The organism is Achromobacter xylosoxidans (genome assembly GCF_001457475.1).
Taxonomy (GTDB): Bacteria; Pseudomonadota; Gammaproteobacteria; order Burkholderiales; family Burkholderiaceae_B; genus Achromobacter; species Achromobacter xylosoxidans.
In genome coordinates, this window is the sequence record NZ_LN831029.1 from 3,825,109 (window position 1) to 3,842,866 (window position 17,758).

At 64.6% G+C, this 17,758-nt stretch carries 12 protein-coding genes; 6 read left to right on the forward strand and 6 right to left on the reverse strand.

The features are described from left to right. Nucleotides 1-28: 28 nt before the first annotated feature. Entirely contained in the window at nucleotides 29-355 is a 327-nt protein-coding gene (locus AT699_RS17175) for a hypothetical protein (protein ID WP_024069247.1), read from the forward strand. 15 nt (nucleotides 356-370) lie between these two features. On the opposite strand, the gene AT699_RS17180 is transcribed toward AT699_RS17175, so the two are convergent. Beyond that, on the reverse strand, nucleotides 371-949 hold the full coding sequence (locus AT699_RS17180) for a hypothetical protein (RefSeq protein ID WP_232254219.1): 579 nt from the start codon (nucleotides 947-949) through the stop codon (nucleotides 371-373). 1,051 nt (nucleotides 950-2,000) lie between these two features. Next, nucleotides 2,001-3,023: a hypothetical protein gene (locus AT699_RS31575; RefSeq protein ID WP_145964683.1), complete on the reverse strand. Its 1,023-nt coding sequence runs from the start codon at nucleotides 3,021-3,023 to the stop codon at nucleotides 2,001-2,003. Nucleotides 3,024-3,714: 691 nt separating this feature from the next. Here AT699_RS31575 and AT699_RS17185 point away from each other — a divergent pair. Continuing rightward, on the forward strand, nucleotides 3,715-4,407 hold the full coding sequence (locus tag AT699_RS17185) for an SOS response-associated peptidase (protein ID WP_024069249.1): 693 nt from the start codon (nucleotides 3,715-3,717) through the stop codon (nucleotides 4,405-4,407). Here the strand turns inward: AT699_RS17185 and AT699_RS31085 are convergent. Next, a complete protein-coding gene (locus AT699_RS31085; protein ID WP_062794048.1) occupies nucleotides 4,391-4,585 on the reverse strand; it encodes a hypothetical protein in 195 nt (64 codons plus the stop codon). The two genes, AT699_RS17185 and AT699_RS31085, sit on opposite strands and share 17 nt — an antisense overlap. 289 nt (nucleotides 4,586-4,874) lie before the next feature. Between AT699_RS31085 and AT699_RS32385 the strand changes: the two genes are divergently transcribed. From AT699_RS32385 to AT699_RS17200, 4 genes are all read left to right on the forward strand, one after another. Then, nucleotides 4,875-5,006, forward strand: a complete 132-nt coding sequence (locus AT699_RS32385) for a hypothetical protein (protein WP_255288728.1) — start codon at nucleotides 4,875-4,877, stop codon at nucleotides 5,004-5,006. A 79-nt stretch (nucleotides 5,007-5,085) separates the two neighbouring features. Beyond that, nucleotides 5,086-5,319, forward strand: a complete 234-nt coding sequence (locus tag AT699_RS32445; protein WP_081247842.1) for a CrpP-related protein — start codon at nucleotides 5,086-5,088, stop codon at nucleotides 5,317-5,319. Between the two features lie 447 nt (nucleotides 5,320-5,766). Continuing rightward, nucleotides 5,767-6,771, forward strand: a complete 1,005-nt coding sequence (locus tag AT699_RS17195; protein WP_024069252.1) for an STAS domain-containing protein — start codon at nucleotides 5,767-5,769, stop codon at nucleotides 6,769-6,771. Nucleotides 6,772-6,822: 51 nt separating this feature from the next. Further along, the gene (locus AT699_RS17200) at nucleotides 6,823-7,179 is read left to right on the forward strand and encodes an STAS-like domain-containing protein (RefSeq protein ID WP_155523068.1); all 357 of its coding nucleotides are present in this window, start codon (nucleotides 6,823-6,825) and stop codon (nucleotides 7,177-7,179) included. A 52-nt stretch (nucleotides 7,180-7,231) separates the two neighbouring features. Here AT699_RS17200 and AT699_RS17205 read toward each other — a convergent pair whose 3' ends face one another. The 3 genes from AT699_RS17205 to AT699_RS17215 all read right to left on the reverse strand — a co-directional run bounded on the left by AT699_RS17205 (nucleotide 7,232) and on the right by AT699_RS17215 (nucleotide 17,749). After that, nucleotides 7,232-7,786 (reverse strand): DUF2514 family protein, encoded by a 555-nt coding sequence (locus tag AT699_RS17205; RefSeq protein WP_058207364.1) that lies wholly within the window; start codon nucleotides 7,784-7,786, stop codon nucleotides 7,232-7,234. Further along, nucleotides 7,786-8,196 carry a M15 family metallopeptidase gene (locus tag AT699_RS17210; RefSeq protein ID WP_024069254.1) on the reverse strand — a complete coding sequence of 137 codons (411 nt, stop codon included), beginning with the start codon at nucleotides 8,194-8,196 and terminating at the stop codon, nucleotides 7,786-7,788. The genes AT699_RS17205 and AT699_RS17210 overlap by 1 nt, the downstream gene beginning before the upstream one ends. A 64-nt stretch (nucleotides 8,197-8,260) precedes the next feature. After that, complete coding sequence (locus tag AT699_RS17215) at nucleotides 8,261-17,749, reverse strand: LPD5 domain-containing protein (RefSeq protein WP_024069255.1); 9,489 nt, start codon at nucleotides 17,747-17,749, stop codon at nucleotides 8,261-8,263. Between the last annotated feature and the right edge of the window lie 9 nt (nucleotides 17,750-17,758).

A 17,758-nucleotide genomic window follows, 5' to 3' on the forward strand; every position in this document is an offset into this window, starting at 1 on the left:
CTGGCCCGGCTTTGAAAAGACACCGCTCATGCGCGCTCTGCCCCACGCCCTTCTCGCCTGCGCCCTGCTGGGCGCCGCTTTCACCGCCCAGGCCGGTGATGTCGACAAAAGCAGCTGCACCTACAAAGGCATTCCGCTGCGCGGCAAGATCAAGATCGTCAGCGCGTTTCCCGACATCCGCGTCAAAGTGGTCGACGCCTTCGCCGATATCCGGGTGAAGAAAGTCAGCGCCTTCGCCGACCGCTGCGGCGAATGGAAGATCGTCGATGCCTTCCCGGACTTCAAGATCCAGTTCGTGGACGCGTTCCCCGACGTGACGGTCAAGTGGGTGGACGCGTTTCCGGGCACCGACTGACGCAGGGCCGCCGCGTCAGCGCTGGCCGGCAGCCCGGGGCGGCGCGCAGCAGTGGGCGGTGTCGATCACGCGGTCGCGGCAGGCCGCCAGCTTGGGGGGATTCCTGCACAACAGCGCGCTGGCCGGCAACGTGAACTGGAAGCCCCCATCGAGCATGCACAGCTGCGCGGCGGCGATATCGTTGAGCAGCATGTCGTCGCCCGGCTCGATCACCGAGGCGTAGCCGCACGCCCGCATGGCTTGCTGCACGCGCTGCGCGTCGGCGTCCGGCCGGGTCCATTGTTCATAGGCGGGCGGACGTTGCCGTGACCCCGCCGCCGCGGCGCCGTCGGTTGCCGGGCAGGCCGCCAGATGGGGATGGGCGTCACAGTAGGTGTGGCGCTCCTGGTAGGCGAAGCCCTTGCCGAGCATGCACTGCTCACCCCGCGCATAGTCGTTGTTGGTGATGGTCGTGCCGTCGACATGGCTGGCGCTGGGAAAGCCGCAGCCGAGCAGCGCGTCACGCACGCCTTGCTGATCGACGCCGGCCTTGGCCCACAGGGCGTACAGCGGCGGCGGGGGCTGCATCGGCCGGCCATTGATGCAAGCGCTCAAGCCCAGGCATAGCAGCGCCGTCAGCGGGCGCAACAGGCGCGCGCGGTCACTCGCGGCGCATTGCTGGCACGCGGTTCGAGGGGTGGTACGCCAAGCGTGCAATGCCGGTCGTTCCCGCCTCATATTCCCCCCATCGACGTTGCCAAGATTCAAGCTTCAGGCGAGGCCTAATGCTGTGTCCTCCCCTGCTGTCCTTGAGCTGCGACGACGCCCCGGTCAGCTGGGCCAACCGCTAAGCCATTGAAATAATTCAAAGCAATTAACGAAAGGCATTGGAAATTTTGAATTAAAAACCTTGGAAGATTAAGCTATCTGCATGACCATCTGGTCGTACCAAGCCCCTGCATCTTCCACCGGCTTAAACAAGGAATACATATCCAGAATGGATCCACCCGCGTCACAATTTCGTGTGGCTGAATATATCCCCGCGCCTTTCTAGATCGCCCTTATCGATTCAAAGAATTTTCAATCTCCAACATCAGCCCTGTAGAATTTTTTCCTCGACGCAGCAAATCTCAGCACAGCACATTTCATTGATCAAACATCAGCAAAATGCGCCATCCAGCATACTCATTCTCGCGCCAGCTCAAGAAAACTGAACGAAGGGCACCAAACCACGCTAGTCCAGATAATTTTCCAATTGGGCTGCTCATAAAATCTCGCACAGCACCACCGCCGCCAACTACCGGGCGGTCATACTGAAGGGTGACAGGACTACCTTTTCGTCCTAACTGACGCTTCTTTCTTTCTCGGCTATTGTACTGTTGTAGCAACCCACGTTGATTGGGCAGTTATCCGTTCCGTCTTCTGCTTTCCAGCAAAACCTCCCATCAATCGAATCGCTTGCCCGAGAGCCTTTCGCCAAAACCAGTGGCACGCACGCAGCCTCAACTCTAATTTAATAACAAAACCATTCAAACCCAATAATCACAACGCAACATGACAGCAATTCCTAAAAAAATTACTCCATCTAGCGGATTTCCCATCAGGCCGAGTCATTGCACGTGCGAAGATTCTATCTAGTTTAAAAAAAGCGACACGTTCGTAAAATCTACTCGACCTCTACTACTTCAGGCACCGAGGCAGCAGCCTTTTGCCAGTTTTTAAGCCACGAAACGAGGTTTTTGACAGTAATGACCTCAACGGTAGTTTCATCACGAATGCTCTCGAGTTGCGGAATGCGAGTACGACTGACCGCAATAGCTCCGTCCGTCTTGCCAGAGCTGACCAAACCTTCCAATGACTTTAACGTTCCGGCGAGAAACGCAGTGGATGGCGTCGCTCGCCATGACATCGTCTCAATCGCCACGGTCTTCCCCCCCCCCATCTGCACAAGAAAATCTGGCCTGAATCGCCCCCCTAAGTCACGAACAACTTCGTATTCCAGACCGAGCAATCGCAAAATACCGCTCACTTCTTGAGAAAGTTGGGCACGTTCTTGAGTAGTAGCCCTCTCGGCATCGTTTGGCGCTTCTCGTGCTTTCTTCACAATCGAAATCGCAAGCACTGCAACCATACTTACTACGAAAACCAATCCGATAGGAATAAACTGCTCGAAATCTGTCGGCCCCTCATCACCAGAATCTCTTTTCAACACCAAGAGCAAAGATACCAATGCTCCGCTTAGCGACGCAAGAATCGAAAGCACTGTCGCCAATCGCTTCTGGCGCTGATAACCCGCAGAAAATGCGAGGGGATCGCCGGGTGATTTCCTGCGGCTATCCAGTTCATCAAAGGCCTGGGAAATCCTAGCCTCAATCTCCAATCGTTTTTCAGGAGCTATGAAGTCATTATCAAAGACTTCAGCGAAAACTTGGTTCAACACCTGCTCGTTGGGATATAGGTCCCCCACCGTCACTCGATGTTCGTGAGCCTTACCCTCAATCAGGCGATTAATCTCTTCCACCTTCGGCAAATAGTCCTCTAGGACAAGCCGGCGAAGCAATGCCTTATAGATAGAACGATTGGCGGATCTGATTCTCTCATTTCGAGCCCCGATCGTCTGACGATATCCGATCAAGAAAAAAACAACGGAAAACGCCACGCCGATCCCGGTCTGAATATATCCCTCCAAGACAGCCTCTCAAAATATATTTAAAGTTATTAATTACAACTCACATTAAAGCACACCTTACGAGATTACATCAACACGTACCGCATCGCATGGCGCGTGCCTCTTAGCTCAAAAGAATAACCTAATATTCTTTTCCTGACTCGCGGTTCAGATTCGGGTTATATCCGCCGCTATAGCCAGAACGACACTCAGAAGGAAGACAAGATGACATGCGATTTACGATCAAACCGGCTTGTGCAAAAAGACCGAACAATGTCGCTCGCATCACATGAGTCCGCACAGCACCATCGAGATGCGCTTACGAACTGCTGACGTGCCCCCCCAGAACGATACCTGACTTACTGGATGGATCGGCAGCATAGAAAAAGTGAACCCGTCAACTAGTTGACCGTCATGCGGGACATGCGCCAATGAGTAGCCCCCCCCAAGCTGGCGGCGGGCCGGACCAGGGTAATCCCGTAAGTCGTTGAAATAACGCGAAGTAATGACAGGGCATAAGGAAATCCCGATTAGGGAATTTGCCTAGCTTTAATACACAACCCTTTGATTTTATTAATCTTTTTGCAGACGCCCATTGCCCAAATTTGGCTTGTCCTGCACAGTCGAGTACAGCAAACTACCCCAAAATTACCCCACCAGCCGCCGCCTTCCAGGATGGCCACCATCTCAGAAGTGCGGCCAGGAGCCAAGCATGTGCGGCCGAATCGTCCAGAAGTCAGGCCCCATGGACTACGTGGAGCGCCTGTTCCCCAATCCCCGCCGGATCTTCTCCGACCCGGCCGGGCCGGACTACAACATCCCGCCCGGCAGGCAGCCGCTGGCAATGCACCAGCTTGCGGGCGAGTTCGAAGTCGAACGCCTGCCATGGGGATGGCGCCCCAGCAATTCCAAGCACCTGATGTCGAATGCCCGCCTGGACAAGATCCTGGCCGGCGCATGGCCGTGGAAGATGCTCATCGGGCGCGGGCGGATCCTCGTACCGGCGGATGGCTGGTACGAATGGAAGCCGCTTGCCGACAGCACCAAACCTCCCAAACAACCCTACTTCATTCACTCGAAAGACGATGCCCCGCTGTTCTTCGCAGGCCTGAGCGACTGGAAGCCAGGCGCCGAGAAAGACGAGGCTCACGGCTTTGCTATCGTCACCAACGACGCGGCGGGCGGGATGATCGACCTCCACGACCGCCGGCCGGTGGCACTGCCTCCCGACCTGGCGCTGCAATGGATGGCCCCCGACCTACCCGCCGCGCAGGCGGTGGCCCTGCTCTCGCAAGGACTCCCCGAAACCGCCTTCAGCTGGCACCCCGTGCGCCAGGAAGTGGGCAACTCCAAGTACAAGCTTCCCGACGCCGTCGAACCTGTCGATCCTATGACACCGGCTTGACCTTCTCATAGAGCGTAATCGCGGCGGCCAGGGACGGCTCCATCCCGTGGCGTGTGCCGTTCGCGGCCCACACCTCATATTGCCAGCGGTTCTGTGCGAACACCCGGCAGATATTCCAGCCGCCAGGCCCTGCCCAGTAGTATTCGTCACGCTGCTGCCAGTCCGTCACATCTGCCATGTTCCGTCCCCTAGAGGCCAAAATCGGGGCCTAATTGCACCGCTTTGATGGCGAATTATACTGGATATACGTACAGTATTTTTCGAGCAAGACCGTGCAATTCCAGTGCAGCGTCCTCAGGACCCATCACCTCGGCGAACGCCGCCGAGACAACGATCCAGGCCAGCCCGTCGTGGGCACGGTCCGGATGTATTCCATGCCCCACGACGGGCTAAATCGCCAAGTACCCCGCCTGACCATGGAAAGCCTGGCCAAGTTCGGCGCAAGGATCCCAAGCGCGATCCCGGACTTGCTTGACCCCCAACTGCTCACCTTCAATTCCGACCGCGGCATGATGGTCTGTGGCTTCGAAGAAATCGCCGGCGTGCGCTACTACCAGGGCTGGTGGATGCAGTGGGTCGATGAGAGGCAGGTGCCCTAGTGTTGTATCACCATTGTGCCCAGCGCCCTCCCTTCGGTATAACGGATTGCTCCATCAGCTACTTTTGGAGGACACCGCGATGAAGTGCGAAGACATCCAAAAGCTCGGCGCGCGTGCCGCCCGCAATGGACTAACGCTACTGGACTGCCCCTATTTCAAGTCAGCCGCAAGGCCGGACCAAACAGCGGAAGCCCTAGCGGAATGGCGGCATAACGTCGAAGCGTGGGAAGCAGGCTTTCGGTCAGAGGTGCGGCGACGCCCGCGCGTGGCAGCCGAGACGAGCGGACCAATCTCAAGCGCGACCCGCCGCTGATCGGTCGACCGCGCCATCCTCTTCCTGCCCGACGACGCAAAGCCGATTTCCGCGACAAGTTAACGCATGTACATTTCTACGGCCGACGGAGAGGGTGGAACTCCGCGGCCAACCGCCCGGCCACGCGTCTTCTTCGCCGTGGGGCGCGGGCGGACCTCGATATCACCGGGGCCGCGTGGCAACCCCAACCTGAGCGTTCTCACCGCATTGATGGAACGGCCAGCCAGCCCGTGATAGATTTCTCACGCTCGCGGTGCCCATGCCGGCCGCCGCCGAGCATTCGCCCCAGCCCCCTCACGGGTTGGGGCGTTTTCACTTAGGGCGCGCGCTACCTGGGGCGGTGGTGTAACAAGTAGGTGTCGCACCAAGCTTGGGCACTTGACCCGATTCGAGTAACATTCTGCAAATACTGCAGACCTCTCCCCGAAAACAAGAGCGCAACAAAAAATGCCGGTAGAAATCTCGTTACCACGAATGATGACATCCCAGAATCTGGAGCCGATCCTGGCTCAGATGCAGCAAGTTATCGCTTGCGACGATGCTCTCATTGTGGACTGCAGCGAGCTTACCTTTATCGACCCTTTTGGATTGACCGTATTTGCCAGTGCGCTCGAGTCCGTTCAGTCGGCGGGCCGCTCGATTCGCTTCGAATTCTTGGGCGAGAAGTTGCGCAGCTATCTGCAACGGATGGATTTTTTTAAGCACTTTGACATAGACGGCGTGAACCTCGGCGCACAAGTGCGTCACAGCCCCAAAGGCAAAATGTGCGAACTGACCAGGATCGCGCGAGAGGAAGACGCGGAGGAAGCGCTGGAGCTGTTGGCTTGGGCAGTAACGGGTACGTTGGGTGGCGGAGAAAAGCCGGATGATGAGCCGACCGTGAATGCTTTTGAGCTTTTCGTACCTATCAAATATGCGCTGAGCGAGCTGGTGGGTAATGCCGTGACCCACGCGAAGCGACAAGGATATGGCCATGCCTCCGTCTGGGTCGCGGCCCAGTACTACCCGGCTTCCGGCATTGTTCAGATTGCAGTGACGGATAACGGTTGTGGATTTCTCGAAACCCTGCGATTCCATAAATCGTTGACGGAACAAACCCATGTGGCTGCTATCGCGGCAGCGCTCATCCCTCGAGTCAGTTGTAACAGGGGGGTGGTGCCGTTCGGTGAACCAGAGAATCAGGGTGTGGGCCTCACGACAACAGCCCGCATCTCAAAGAAGGCACACGGGGGCATCTTGATTTTTAGCGGTAACGGCGTTCATTCGGACGGGGCCGGTAGCCGACAAAAGCGATGGCAGCGCCGCCGTTCGATCGGCCCACATTGGCAGGGAGTAGGCGTAGTCATAGACTTGTCACGAGAAAAGTTGGCGAGCATCAAGATCCACGAACTTCTCCCCGACGACGAACCCACCCTACCAAACGGGGATGGCCCTGAAATCAATTTTGTGTAATATGAGTTGTTGGCGGCGCTCTCCGCCGCCCAATCCTTGCAGGGATACGCCATGGACATCTACCTGAAAGAGTTCAGCCGCAGCCCCGTGCTTGGTCAGCGCCACACAGCACGGCCCATACGCGACCACATCAACGCCGAACTGAAGGCCGGTCATCACGTGATGATCAACTTTCGCGGTATCGAGGTCACCCAATCCTTTGCCGACGAACTCGTCGGAGCCTTGGTGCTTGAGCATGGCCCCGAGGTAATCAGCCGTATTTCGTTCGCAGAATGCTCCGAGGCAAGCAAGGGGATTCTGGTCTTTGTGATCAGAGACCGTGTGCGGCAGCGCGCGATCGCAGCGAGCCAGTTAGCAACGACCGGCCCCTTCCCGTTCTCGCCACGCCCGATGCGTCATATCGCCTAATCAGGCCCTGTACGTCGAGTCGGCGAAGCCACCCCGGTTGGGGTGGCTTTTGTCATTCTGGGCCCGTGACAACTTGGTCCTGCAACTCACGATGCACCCGCTCGCATGTCAGTCCGGCGATGCGGGCACGGTCTGCAATGCCCGCAAGCGCTTCAGCTCGATCGACAGCGCGGCCGAACATGTAGGCGAGCAGATCGACGGCAGCGGCTCCTGACGGGCTTCCGTCGGCAAGGGCGGGATCTCGGGTGACTGCGGCGCGAGCCAACGTGTTGGCGCGGGCACGCAGCCGGTCGCGCTCATCACGAGCGCCAACAGCATCAGCAGCCGCGGCAGCGGCCTGTTTCTGGGCATTATCACGGGCGATCTCCACGGCGGCCATGCGCCGCCTTTCTTCATTTCTGACTGACTCTACGGCGGCAACCGTAGCCTGGGCCTGAGCATCTCGTTCCTGAGCGTGGGCGGCGCGCAGGTCGGCCAACTGTGCGGAGTAGCGCCAGCCCTGCGCCGTCCAGGCAGCACTCCCCGCGGTAAACGCTCCGACCAGCGCCGCGGCGGCGTACCCTCGCCAGCCCACCAGCAGGCCGGCCACTTTCGCGCCGGCGGCCATCACGCTGCGGCCTTCCAGCCACGCGGCAGCTGAAAGTGGGGGCCGTCCTTGAGCGATTTCCAGTCCCCGCCCCACTCCACCGGCGTGCCCAGCTCGGCCGCGCAGGCCTTGACGACGTCGGCCAGTCGGCGAAATTGCTCCCAGTCGTTCCACGGGATCGCGCCACCGACCAGCGGCGCCAGGTCGACGGCGTGGCCATAGCCGTCCTGCTGCTGCAGGTGCAGACTGTTCTGCGTCTGGCTGGCGCCTTGGGCGACCAGCTCGCGCTGGCGTTCGGGCGTGCGCACACCCTCGACCACAGTGAAATCGACCGCGGTGCGTTGGATCGCCAGTTTGACGATTTCGACAAGTCGGGGGTGTACCCCGTCCAGGCGCTGCAGGCTGCGCGCCGAAAGGCTGAATGCGGACATGATGGCTCCTCGAAAAAGAAAAGCGCGCCTGAGGGCGCGCCGTGGTTGGATCAGGGGGTAGGCCTCAGGGACGGGCGCTGCGGGCGTGCTGGTCGGCCAGCGCGGCCAGGCGGTTACGGGCGCGGTACAGCAGGTCCAGCTGCGCGCGCTTCTCGTCGGCCGGGATGCTGGCCCGCTCGAGCGCCTTGATCTTGAGATTGACGTCCCGCAGCTGGCTGTCGGCAGCCTTGAACAGTGCACGCAGGCGCATCTGGTCGTCGCCGGCCAGCTCGCGGGCGCGCTCGAGGTCACCCAGCTCGCGCGCCTGTGAAAAGGCGGCGTAGACCTGGTTGACTTCGCGCTGCTCGTCATGGAAACGCTGGATGTACTTGCTCGAGCGCGGGTCGGATTCCTTCACGAAATCGCCCACCACGAACCAGTTATCCAGGCGGCTCAGGTCGCGGCGCGGATTCTCGGGCAGGCCCGACAGCGGCCTGGCCAGGTGATCGGACACGTTCAGCGTCTGAGTGCCCAACCAGCCGAAGTAGCCGCGCACCAGGTGTTCCAGGCGCTGCGGAGACAGGCCCAGCGCCTTGCCCAGCGCCACTGCCCCGGCCGAGGTCGACGCCGTGAAGCGATCGCCCGCCGGCAGGCGCTGCTGACCGACGCTGTCGATGTCGCGCTCGCGGAAGGCGTCGTAGTTGAACGCCGCTTCCATAGCCGGCTTGACCAGCTGCGGGACCGGGTTCATCGACAGCTGCTCGCTCAGGATGGCGCCGACCGTACGGCCGAAGTCCCGCAGGCGGAAATCGTCCCCGCCAAAGGCCAGCTCGGTGCCGCGCTCGACCACGCTGCCCAGGGCGCCGATCTCGAACGGCTTCGGGATGTAGACGAAGTGGTCCGTGCCCGGCAGCTTCGTAATCCAGAACGAATTGCGCGCCCAGTCGGGCAGCTGTTTGTAGTCGTCGTCGTCCTTCATGCCCAGGTACAGCAGCGCCGACGCCATCGCTACAGCACCCGTCACCGCGGCGAACCGGGCAGGATCCGCGGCCGCGCCGCGGCCCAGCTTGTACATGCCCTGCAGGCGTGCGTTGAAGAATGGCACCACCTGCGACAGCATCCGCACGGCGGAGAACGTGCCGCCGGCGGTGAAGTCCATCAGGTCGCGGGCGGCGTAGCTGGCCTCGAGGTGGCTACGGCCGGCCTTGCGTGCCTGCTGGTAGATCGCCGCGCGGTTGATCGTCTCGGATCGGTCGCCGGTTTCCTGATACCAGTCGAAGGCCTTGCGCAGCGCGCGGCCCATGCCGGCCGGCGACGTGATGACGTCATCGGGATGGGCGCCCAGCTCGTCGACCAGCCGCTTCACATTGCGGGCGTTGCCGTCGTTGAAGGATCCGAAGCGCACCGCCCCGCCGCCAGCCATGAGCCGGCGCCAGGTGTCGCTCTCGGCCCCCGTCGCCTTCCAGCCTTCGACCAGGTTGCGCAGCGGGTTCGTGGACAGGTTGCTGTCGATCGCCATCGCTTGGATCGTGTCGCGCAGCAGGTTGCGCACGCGGAAGGTCGGGCTGATGGTCACCCCCACGGTCAGCGCGTGCTTGAACTTGCGCGCCGCCTTGGTGAACGGGTCATTGGAGCCGACATAGTGCAAGGCCGTCAGGGCGTTCAGCACCAGGGGATCGGACACCTGGTAGTGCCGCTCCTGGCCGGCGAACATCGCGCGCACGCTGCCGCGCTCGGCCTGGCGCACGCGCGTGGCGATACCCAGCTTTTCCGCCTCCTGCAGCGCGCCCTGCGCGGCCAGATTCTTCATGCTGGCCGACAGCAGATGCGACCAATTCGACACCGTGTTGGCGACCAGGTCGCCCAGCTTGTCCGTGCCGCCCTTGAGGCGCTTGTATGCGTGCTGGCCCACCAAGCCGCCGATCTGGCCGGGCCCCATGGTGCCGGTGGCGTCGTCCTCCATCACCCGGTAAAACGGCACATAGAACTCGCTCTCCCACAGCTTGCGCGAGCTGGGATCGACCAGGCCGGCCTCCTGCGCCACGTCCAGGACGGAGCGCTGCAGCTCGTTGAACTGGGCCAGGGCTTCGCGGTAGACGGTGGCGCGATCGCGGCCGTCGGCCATCTTGCCCTGAGCCAGGCGCTTGCCGGCCTCGATATCGTCGGGCGTGAAAAGCCGCTCGCGCGACGCGGGCTCGGCCATGGCACCGGGCCACTTCGCCGCCTCGGCGCGCGCCGCTGCCTCGTTTGCAAAGCGCTCGGTGACGCCGTTGTCGAACCGCACCTGCCATTCGGCAGCCAGGCGCTCGGCCCGGTTGGCGGCGATCCAGGCCATGAAATGGTCGTGTTCGCCGTTCAAGCCGGCCAGGATTTCCGCCAGGCCCTTGCCGCCGGCGGTGTCGAGCGCGCCGTCCTGCAGCTTGACCGCACCGTGTCGCACCAGGTACTCGGCAGCGCCGTCGGCGCCCTTGGATAGGCGCGCCTGCATGTAGGCGGTGGCGCTGATCCCCTTGAGGGGCGCGAACTGGTCGAAAATCCCCTGCACCAGCTTCGCCTGCCAGCGATCGGACGCCTTGGCCAGGCGCGCCTTGATGGGTTCCTGCTCCGCCCACGCGCCGATCTTGCCCAGGAACTTGTTGCGCTGGCGCCGCTCGATGTCCGACAGCGTCTCGCCGGGGCGCTCGACCTTGGCGCCGCGTTTGGGCTCTCGGGCCGCACCCGGCTGCGCCGGCGGCGCGCCGGCGGTGGCCGCGGCCGCGCGCGATTCCATGGGCCCAGAAGTACGAAGCCCCGCGGCGGGCGGGGCTTCTTTGTGGCGGCGGCGCGACTCGAGCGCGCCAGGGTCGAACACCCAGCCGGCCCGTCCCTCCCTGTTGACGATCGCCGCGATATCTTCTACCGTAAAGGCTCGCCCTGACGGCGTCCGATCTGCGCCCGCTTTGGAAGCGGGAGTGCTTACGGCGGACGTGTTGTCGGGGCGCTTTGCTTCCACCACGTCGGAAAGATCGTGGTCGTAGAACAGGTGACCGTTGGCGTTTTCCTTCACGACCAGCCGCGCCAGATAGTCCTGGCCAGCGATCTCCACGGGCGCATACAGCGTGTGCACCTGGCTTGTGAATGGGTCACGCTGCTTATTGCGATTGGCCTCCGAATGGCCCAGGATGGCCTGTTCGATCAAGCCCGGCAATGCCACCATGGACTGGACCTTGCTGATGCGGGCGCTGCGTGACAGCGATTCCTTGATGCCGCGTTGGCTGACCTGCACTTCCCAGCCGGTCGCCCGGTTCACGAAATTTTTCCCTTTCAGGTTCTCCGCCGCCCAGGCACGCGCAGCGTCGCGCAGCTCCTTGGCGCCCAGCTCGGCCGCGCCCAGCTCCTCGCCGGTCAGCACCGTCACGGCGGCGCCGGAGGTGTCCGCCCCGCGGCTGGCCGCCATCGAGGCGGCGGCTTCCTGCATGCCGGCGCTCACTCGCGCCGCCGGCGCACGCTGCAAGAACCGGCCGGCGTCGACGACCATCTTGCGGATGTCGGCGTTGTTCAACTGCAGGTTCAGGCCCAGCCGCCGCAGCGCGGCGCGGATCATGCCGTAGAGACGTTCCAGGAACACCGGGCGCTTGCCCTGCTCGGCCATGCGCGCCAGGACTTCGCGGGCGCGGTTGGCGGCCGAATAGTCCGGGTAGCGCGCCGTCACCGCTTCGAAGGTGGCGTAATGCGCATGGTCCGGGCCCGCGTCGCGCGGGATGTGCACGCCATCCGGCGCGCGAGCCAGGCGGCGCACGTCGGCCAGCACGTCGCGGAAGCGATCGCCCAGCAGCGCTTCGACGCCGAAGTGGCCGACCACCTCATGCGCCAGCACCTGCTGCAGGCGCTCCGCCGTGGGCAGGTTTTCCGCCACCAGGTAGATCCGGCCGCCGTCACCCGCCGGGTAGTAGGCTCCCTCGGCCATCGCGGACGGTTTCGCCCCCTCGGGAATCTGGTCGACGCGCTCCACCACCGACACGCGCAGGCCTGCGGCGCCCGGCAACTTGCCCATGAAGTCGGCAGCCAGTCGCCGCGCCTCGGCGGGGTCGACACCGTCGCCGCCGTCGCCCCGACTCTCCAGGCCAATCCGGCCATCCTCACCGGGCACCTGCTCCACCGTCTGGAAAAAGCGATCGAACGCCGCCCGGATCTGCGGGATCTCTGCGGCGGTCGGGTACGGGTAGGCCAGCTCGTCGCCGAAGGCCTTCTCCGGCACCACGTTGGCCAGATAGTCGTTGGCGGCGCCCTGGTCGGCCAGCTTGGCGATCACATAGCTCTCGAACGCCCGCGCGGACAGCTCGCGGCCGGTGGACCAGTAGTCTTTCGCCTTGCGCTCATCCAGCTTGCGCGACCGCTCTCGCATGCCGATCAGGCCGATCGTCTGCTTGAGCGCCCCGAAGGCCTCGGCCATCGCGGGCCGGATGCCGGCGGTAGTGGCCCCGGATTCTGAGGCGTAGCCCGCCGACGTGCCGCCGCGGCGGGAGAAATAATTGTCCAGGCCATGCCACCATTCATGCGCGAGCGACCCCGCGCCGCGCTTCTTCGTAAGGTTGATCACGACCTGGCCGGGCTCATAGTGCGCCATGGGGGCATCCTTGCCGCCGGCGCCGCGCGCGCCGAAGGCCAGGCCCAGCTCGCCATTGAGCGACAGCGCGCGCGCCGGCACGCCGATGACACCAGCCAGATCCATCAGGGCATCGTAGGCTTCGTTCAGATCCGCCTGGCGGCGGCCGCCCTCCACATAGTTGCCGAACTGCACCCCACGAAAGCCGAAGGCATCGCTGAACTGCGCCGGCGTCACGTCACCACCATCCCGGTGGTCCACGCCCACCCGCGGCGCGTTCGTCTCGCGCCGGTGCGCCGGGACGTCCTTCAGCTCGTCCAGCCGTTGGGTCAGCAGCTCCTTGTTCTCGGCCAGGTAGGCGCGGGCGGCCTTGACGTCATCGAAGTGCTGCAGGTCGATGTAGGTCCGGCCGACCTTCTTGCCGATGTAAAAGCCAGGCATGCGCGGGCGCGAGTAGATATCGAATCGCACCTCACGCGCCGGCGCCGGCTCGCCGGCCAGCTTGTCCAGCTCGCGCTTGAAGTCGGCGATGGCCGCCGCGGCGCTGTCGCCCTTGGCGGCGATCTGCGGCCAGTTGCCCATGCCGGTGGACGCCTTGCGCTCTACCGTCCAGATCCGGCGCGGCGCCTCGAACCTCTCGCCGGCAAAAACGCTGTAGTCCGCCGCCCGCAGGGACACGCCGCGCAGGGATCGGTCATGGCCCACGGCCTCGTACAGCTGGGCCCGCCCGTAGACGTCGCGCAGATCCTGCGACTTGTCCAGGATGGCGCGCACATCGGCGCCCTTGATCCTGCCCCCCAGTAGCTCTCCGGAGAATTCGCGCAGCCGTTGCACCTGGTCGGCCCAGCCCTTGAGCTTCCACCCCTTGCGCGGCTTGCTGGGAACCTCGTCGCGGCTGGCGTGCACCAGCGCCACCAGGAACGGGTCGGCGCCGTCCTCGAGGAGCTTGCCGTAGTTCGGCTCCGGCCACGTCTCGGCCAGGGCGTGATCGCGGATCGGCAACGCCTCGGCCTGGCGCATGCGCTCGGCGTACTGCTCGGCATAGTGTTTGCGGGCGCCCTGCAGCGTCTCGCCGAAATCTTCGATGCGGCCACCAGGACGGGCGGTCGGCTCGCTTGCCGCGGCGGGGGCTTCCGGGGCCGGTGCCAGTTCCTGCTGGCCCCGCGCTGCGGCTTGGTCGGCCGCCCGGTCGCTGCCGGTCAGGACAAAATCGTCGCGCGCGGCATCAGCTGCGCCGCGCTGGTCGGCCTCTCGGGCCTCGATGGTGGCTTGTTGCTGCTGGACGGCCTGCTGATTGGCTGCCGCCCGGAGCCCGTCAGGCGTCGGGCTTTCGAGGGTCAGTCCTTGCGGGCCGCCTTGGCGATCACCTCCTGCGCCTGCTCCATCGCCTCCCGCTCCTGGCTGTTGCGCAGGGCGCCGAGGATCGCCATCGTCCCGCCGACCAAGCGCCGCTGCTTGGGACTTAACGGCTTGCTCGAATGCTCCGGCGTCTCCGTCGGCTTGGATTGAGGCTCGCTCGATGATGGCTTCTTGGGTAGGGGCATCGGTAATTCCTTGCTCGCTCAGGTAGACCGCGGCATCGAATTGCGCCGCCAGCTCCTGCATGGTCGTATCGGCCGGCATGGCGTCGATCGCGCCAAAAAGATCCTCGGCCAGCTTGTTTTTATCCTTGGCATCGCTGAACCGTTCGGCCTGGCGTTCAGCATACGCGCGGCGCGCCGCCTCGTCCATCTGCTCGAGCGAATAGACCGCCTCGCCCTCCAGCGCCTCGCGCACGCGATCCATAGCCGTGCCCGCGAGGTCGACGGTGTCGCCCTCCATCGGCAGGTAGCCGGCCTGCTGCATGGCTTCCACCAGGCGGTCGGCGTCCATGCCACCCTGGCGGAACAGGCCGGGCGCCCGGCGGTTGGCCAGGTGGGCGCGATCGCCGTAGATATCGGCTGCCAACTCGGGGCGGATGCCGCCGGCCTGGCGCACCACCTGCAGGAAGTCGCGCCGCGCGCCGCGCGCGAAGTCGGCCGCAGAAGGTGCCGGCGCCTCTCGCGGGGGTTGGCCAGTGCGCGGCCGCGCCACAAAACCGCCATCCGCCGGTTCGACGTCGGCATTCCCGTGCAGCGTGGCGGCGCGCTGGGCCGCGCCGCGAGTCAGGAAGGGGCGGCCGCCCTTGGCGGTAATGTCGGGCTCGGCCACCAACGTACCCAGGCCGGATTCCGACGCGGGCTTCGTCGTGTCGCCTTCGTTGATCCAGCGCTTGAACGTGGGCACGTCCATCTGGGTGATCTTGCCCATGCCACGCCAGTCCGGCGTGTAGCTGTCGCGGTAGGCGCGCTCGGCGTCCTCGCGGGTGTCGTAGCCCAGCATCACCTTCGATTCGTCGAAGCGGCCGCCAGCAGGATCGACCTGGTCAATAACGAACACCGGGCCGGCGAAATCGGACGTGGTGCCCGGGCGAACGAATACGTCCACCTGGTCGCCGTCGGCGCCCTGAGTCCGGCGGATGTAACCATAGTGGCCGGCCATCCGGTTGGCCCAACTGGTGCCGTCGGGGGACGTGCCGTGGCGCTCCGACCCCTCGGGATTCTCGATGGAGATATCCATGCCGGCGATGCGCGTGCGTCCGACCTTGTAGTTGCCGGCATCCTTCTGGGCGTCGGTCGGCTCGGGGCGGTCGTTCGTCGGCGACGTGGCCGCCTCGTGAGCTGCGGCGTCGGTTGCAGCGCCAGGATGGCGCACGCCGGCGGCCACCACATCGGGCGTCATGCCCATGACCGCCTGGCGCGCCAGCTCGGCGTCACGCTGGCCGGCGGTGGCCGCCTTGCCCTCGCCGTCGACCTGATAGACCGGGGCCGGCAACGCGCGCCGCACCGGCGCACCGGACAGCGCGGCGCTTACCGCTGCCTCCAGCTGCGCCGCGTTGTAAGGCTGCATGGCGTTCTCGTGGCGGATGATGGCGGCCGTCAACCCGGTCAGCGTCGCCGGGTCGCTCAGATCCAGCTGCTGGTTGGGCTCCACGCCCAGCGCGCGTGCCACCTGGCCCACATATGCGCCGGTGTCGTTTTCAGACGGCGGCGCCCACCGGTTCAGGATGCCTTGCACAGTGTCCAGACCGTGCTGGCGCTGGTAGGTCAGCAGGTTCATCCCGATCGCGCGGATACCATCCTCCGGCGTGGCGAAGGTGGCAAAGCGCGGATCGTTGCCCTCGACTTCACCTTGAAAGCCGGCGCCCTTCTGGATGTTGCCGGGGTTGTTGTTGCGGATCCCGCGCGGCGCGTTGGCGGGCATGCGCCACGAGTCGCGCGCGACGAAGCCCTCGCCAGCGGCGTACCCGTCCGGCGCCGGCAATGCCGCGCGCTGGATTGGTCCGTCCAGGACGGGAAAGGCCTCCGGCCCCTCGAGCGCCGCCGGGCCGCCCATGGCCTCGCGCAGCGAGTTGCCGGGCATGGGCTCGGCGAACAGTTCAGACAGCCGCACGAAGCGGCCGCGCCCGTCAGCCGTCCGGATTCTGGCCAACTGCTCGCCGCCGGCGCGCGCGGTCGCGGCGTTGCTCTCCACGCCCAGAAACTCGACGGGCAGCTCGCGGCCGTTCTGCCGCAGGTAGACCTGCTGCCGCGGCGCGAAGCCTGCGGCCTGGCCGTCTGCATTCGCCGTGTGCGCGGCGTCCGGCGCGCCGTCGGTGCCGCCGCTGTCCGCTGCTGCCGTCGGCGCGGCGCCAACGGCCTGCTGGTCGACCGCCGCCCCAGGCCGCACGATGAACCCGTTTTCGTAGCGCAGCACCTGCGCGCCCTCGCCCAGCTCCTCGGCCCGCTGGCGCGCGGCGCTGGCCGTCACGAACGGCTTGCCGCTGGCGTGCATCACGTCGCCCGCCTGGAGGCTCGGCGCCGAAGGCACGCCACGGTGGCGCACGCCTTCGGTTGCGCCATGCACAGCGCCCGGCCCCATGCCTGCGACGAAGCCCAGCGCCGCGTTGCCGAAAGACCCGGCCATCGGGTCCAGCGCCATGCCCGCGCCGGCGTTGATACCCTTCTGGGTGGCGTACCCCTCGCCGACCTCCTGGACGGCTTCCTCGGTGCCGGCCAAAGCGGCCTTGCCCAGGGTCTGCGCCACCACGCCGCGATCGCCAAGCACGCGGCCCGCCGGCGACAAGATCCGGCCGGTCGCCGCGCCGCCGACCGCGGACACCGGCAGCGTGCGCACAAATGCGGCATTCTCGGCGTCGGCGCGCACGCGAGCGCGCGCTTCCTCCGACGTCACGCCCTGCGCGATCAGATCTCGATATGCGGACGATGCGGCGGCCAGTTGCTGGTCGTCCAGGCCGTCGATCGTTTCTCGCACCTGCTCGATCGCATTACCGCCGCCCATGGCGCCGCCAGCAGCAGCGCCTGCGGCCATGCGGGCCCCGACCCCCAAGGGGCCGGCCGCCACCGACGCGAGGACGGGCAGCGCGCTGGAACCGCCGGCGTTCAACGCCTGCAGGGCCAAGCCCGATGCTGACGGGTCACGGCCCAGCGTCCAAGTTTCCGGCTTGTCCAGGTCGCCGCCCGGTTGCGAGTCGGCCTCACGGCGCTTCGCCTCTTCCGTGCGCGAGTCCAGCACGCGTTCGCCCAGGCGATGCGTTGCATCCGCCGCCCCCTCCAGGGGGTTGGTGGGGATTTCCAGGCCAGCATCAAAGGCCTGGTTCACCGCCGTCACGCCGACACGGCCCAGGCCTTCGGCAACCTTCCCCACGCCGCGCACGGCACTGCCGGCGCCCTTGATCGCGCCGCCGGCGAGCGTCTTGGGGAAGTCGACGAACTCAATGCCGCCGCCATCCTGCTGCGGCCGCGTGTAGTCGGCCACGCGGAAAGTGAACGGCAAGGGCTTGCCGATGGCGCCCGCCGGCGCACCGGCGTCCGAAAACTGGACATCCAGGTCGGCGCGGACCTGGTCGCGGCGCGCGGCCACGTTGTCTTTGAACTCGATCCCGTCAGCGGGATTTTCAAAGTTTTCCATCTATTCCCT

Bases quoted from the DNA above. Each gene is read 5' to 3' on its own strand.
- AT699_RS17175 (WP_024069247.1), top strand. From the start codon at position 29: ATGCGCGCTCTGCCCCACGCCCTTCTCGCCTGCGCCCTGCTGGGCGCC.
- AT699_RS17185 (WP_024069249.1), top strand. From the start codon at position 3,715: ATGTGCGGCCGAATCGTCCAGAAGTCAGGCCCCATGGACTACGTGGAG.
- AT699_RS31085 (WP_062794048.1), bottom strand. From the start codon at position 4,585: ATGGCAGATGTGACGGACTGGCAGCAGCGTGACGAATACTACTGGGCA.
- AT699_RS32445 (WP_081247842.1), top strand. From the start codon at position 5,086: ATGAAGTGCGAAGACATCCAAAAGCTCGGCGCGCGTGCCGCCCGCAAT.
- AT699_RS17195 (WP_024069252.1), top strand. From the start codon at position 5,767: ATGCCGGTAGAAATCTCGTTACCACGAATGATGACATCCCAGAATCTG.
- AT699_RS17200 (WP_155523068.1), top strand. From the start codon at position 6,823: ATGGACATCTACCTGAAAGAGTTCAGCCGCAGCCCCGTGCTTGGTCAG.
- AT699_RS17205 (WP_058207364.1), bottom strand. From the start codon at position 7,786: ATGGCCGCCGGCGCGAAAGTGGCCGGCCTGCTGGTGGGCTGGCGAGGG.
- AT699_RS17210 (WP_024069254.1), bottom strand. From the start codon at position 8,196: ATGTCCGCATTCAGCCTTTCGGCGCGCAGCCTGCAGCGCCTGGACGGG.
- AT699_RS17215 (WP_024069255.1), bottom strand. From the start codon at position 17,749: ATGGAAAACTTTGAAAATCCCGCTGACGGGATCGAGTTCAAAGACAAC.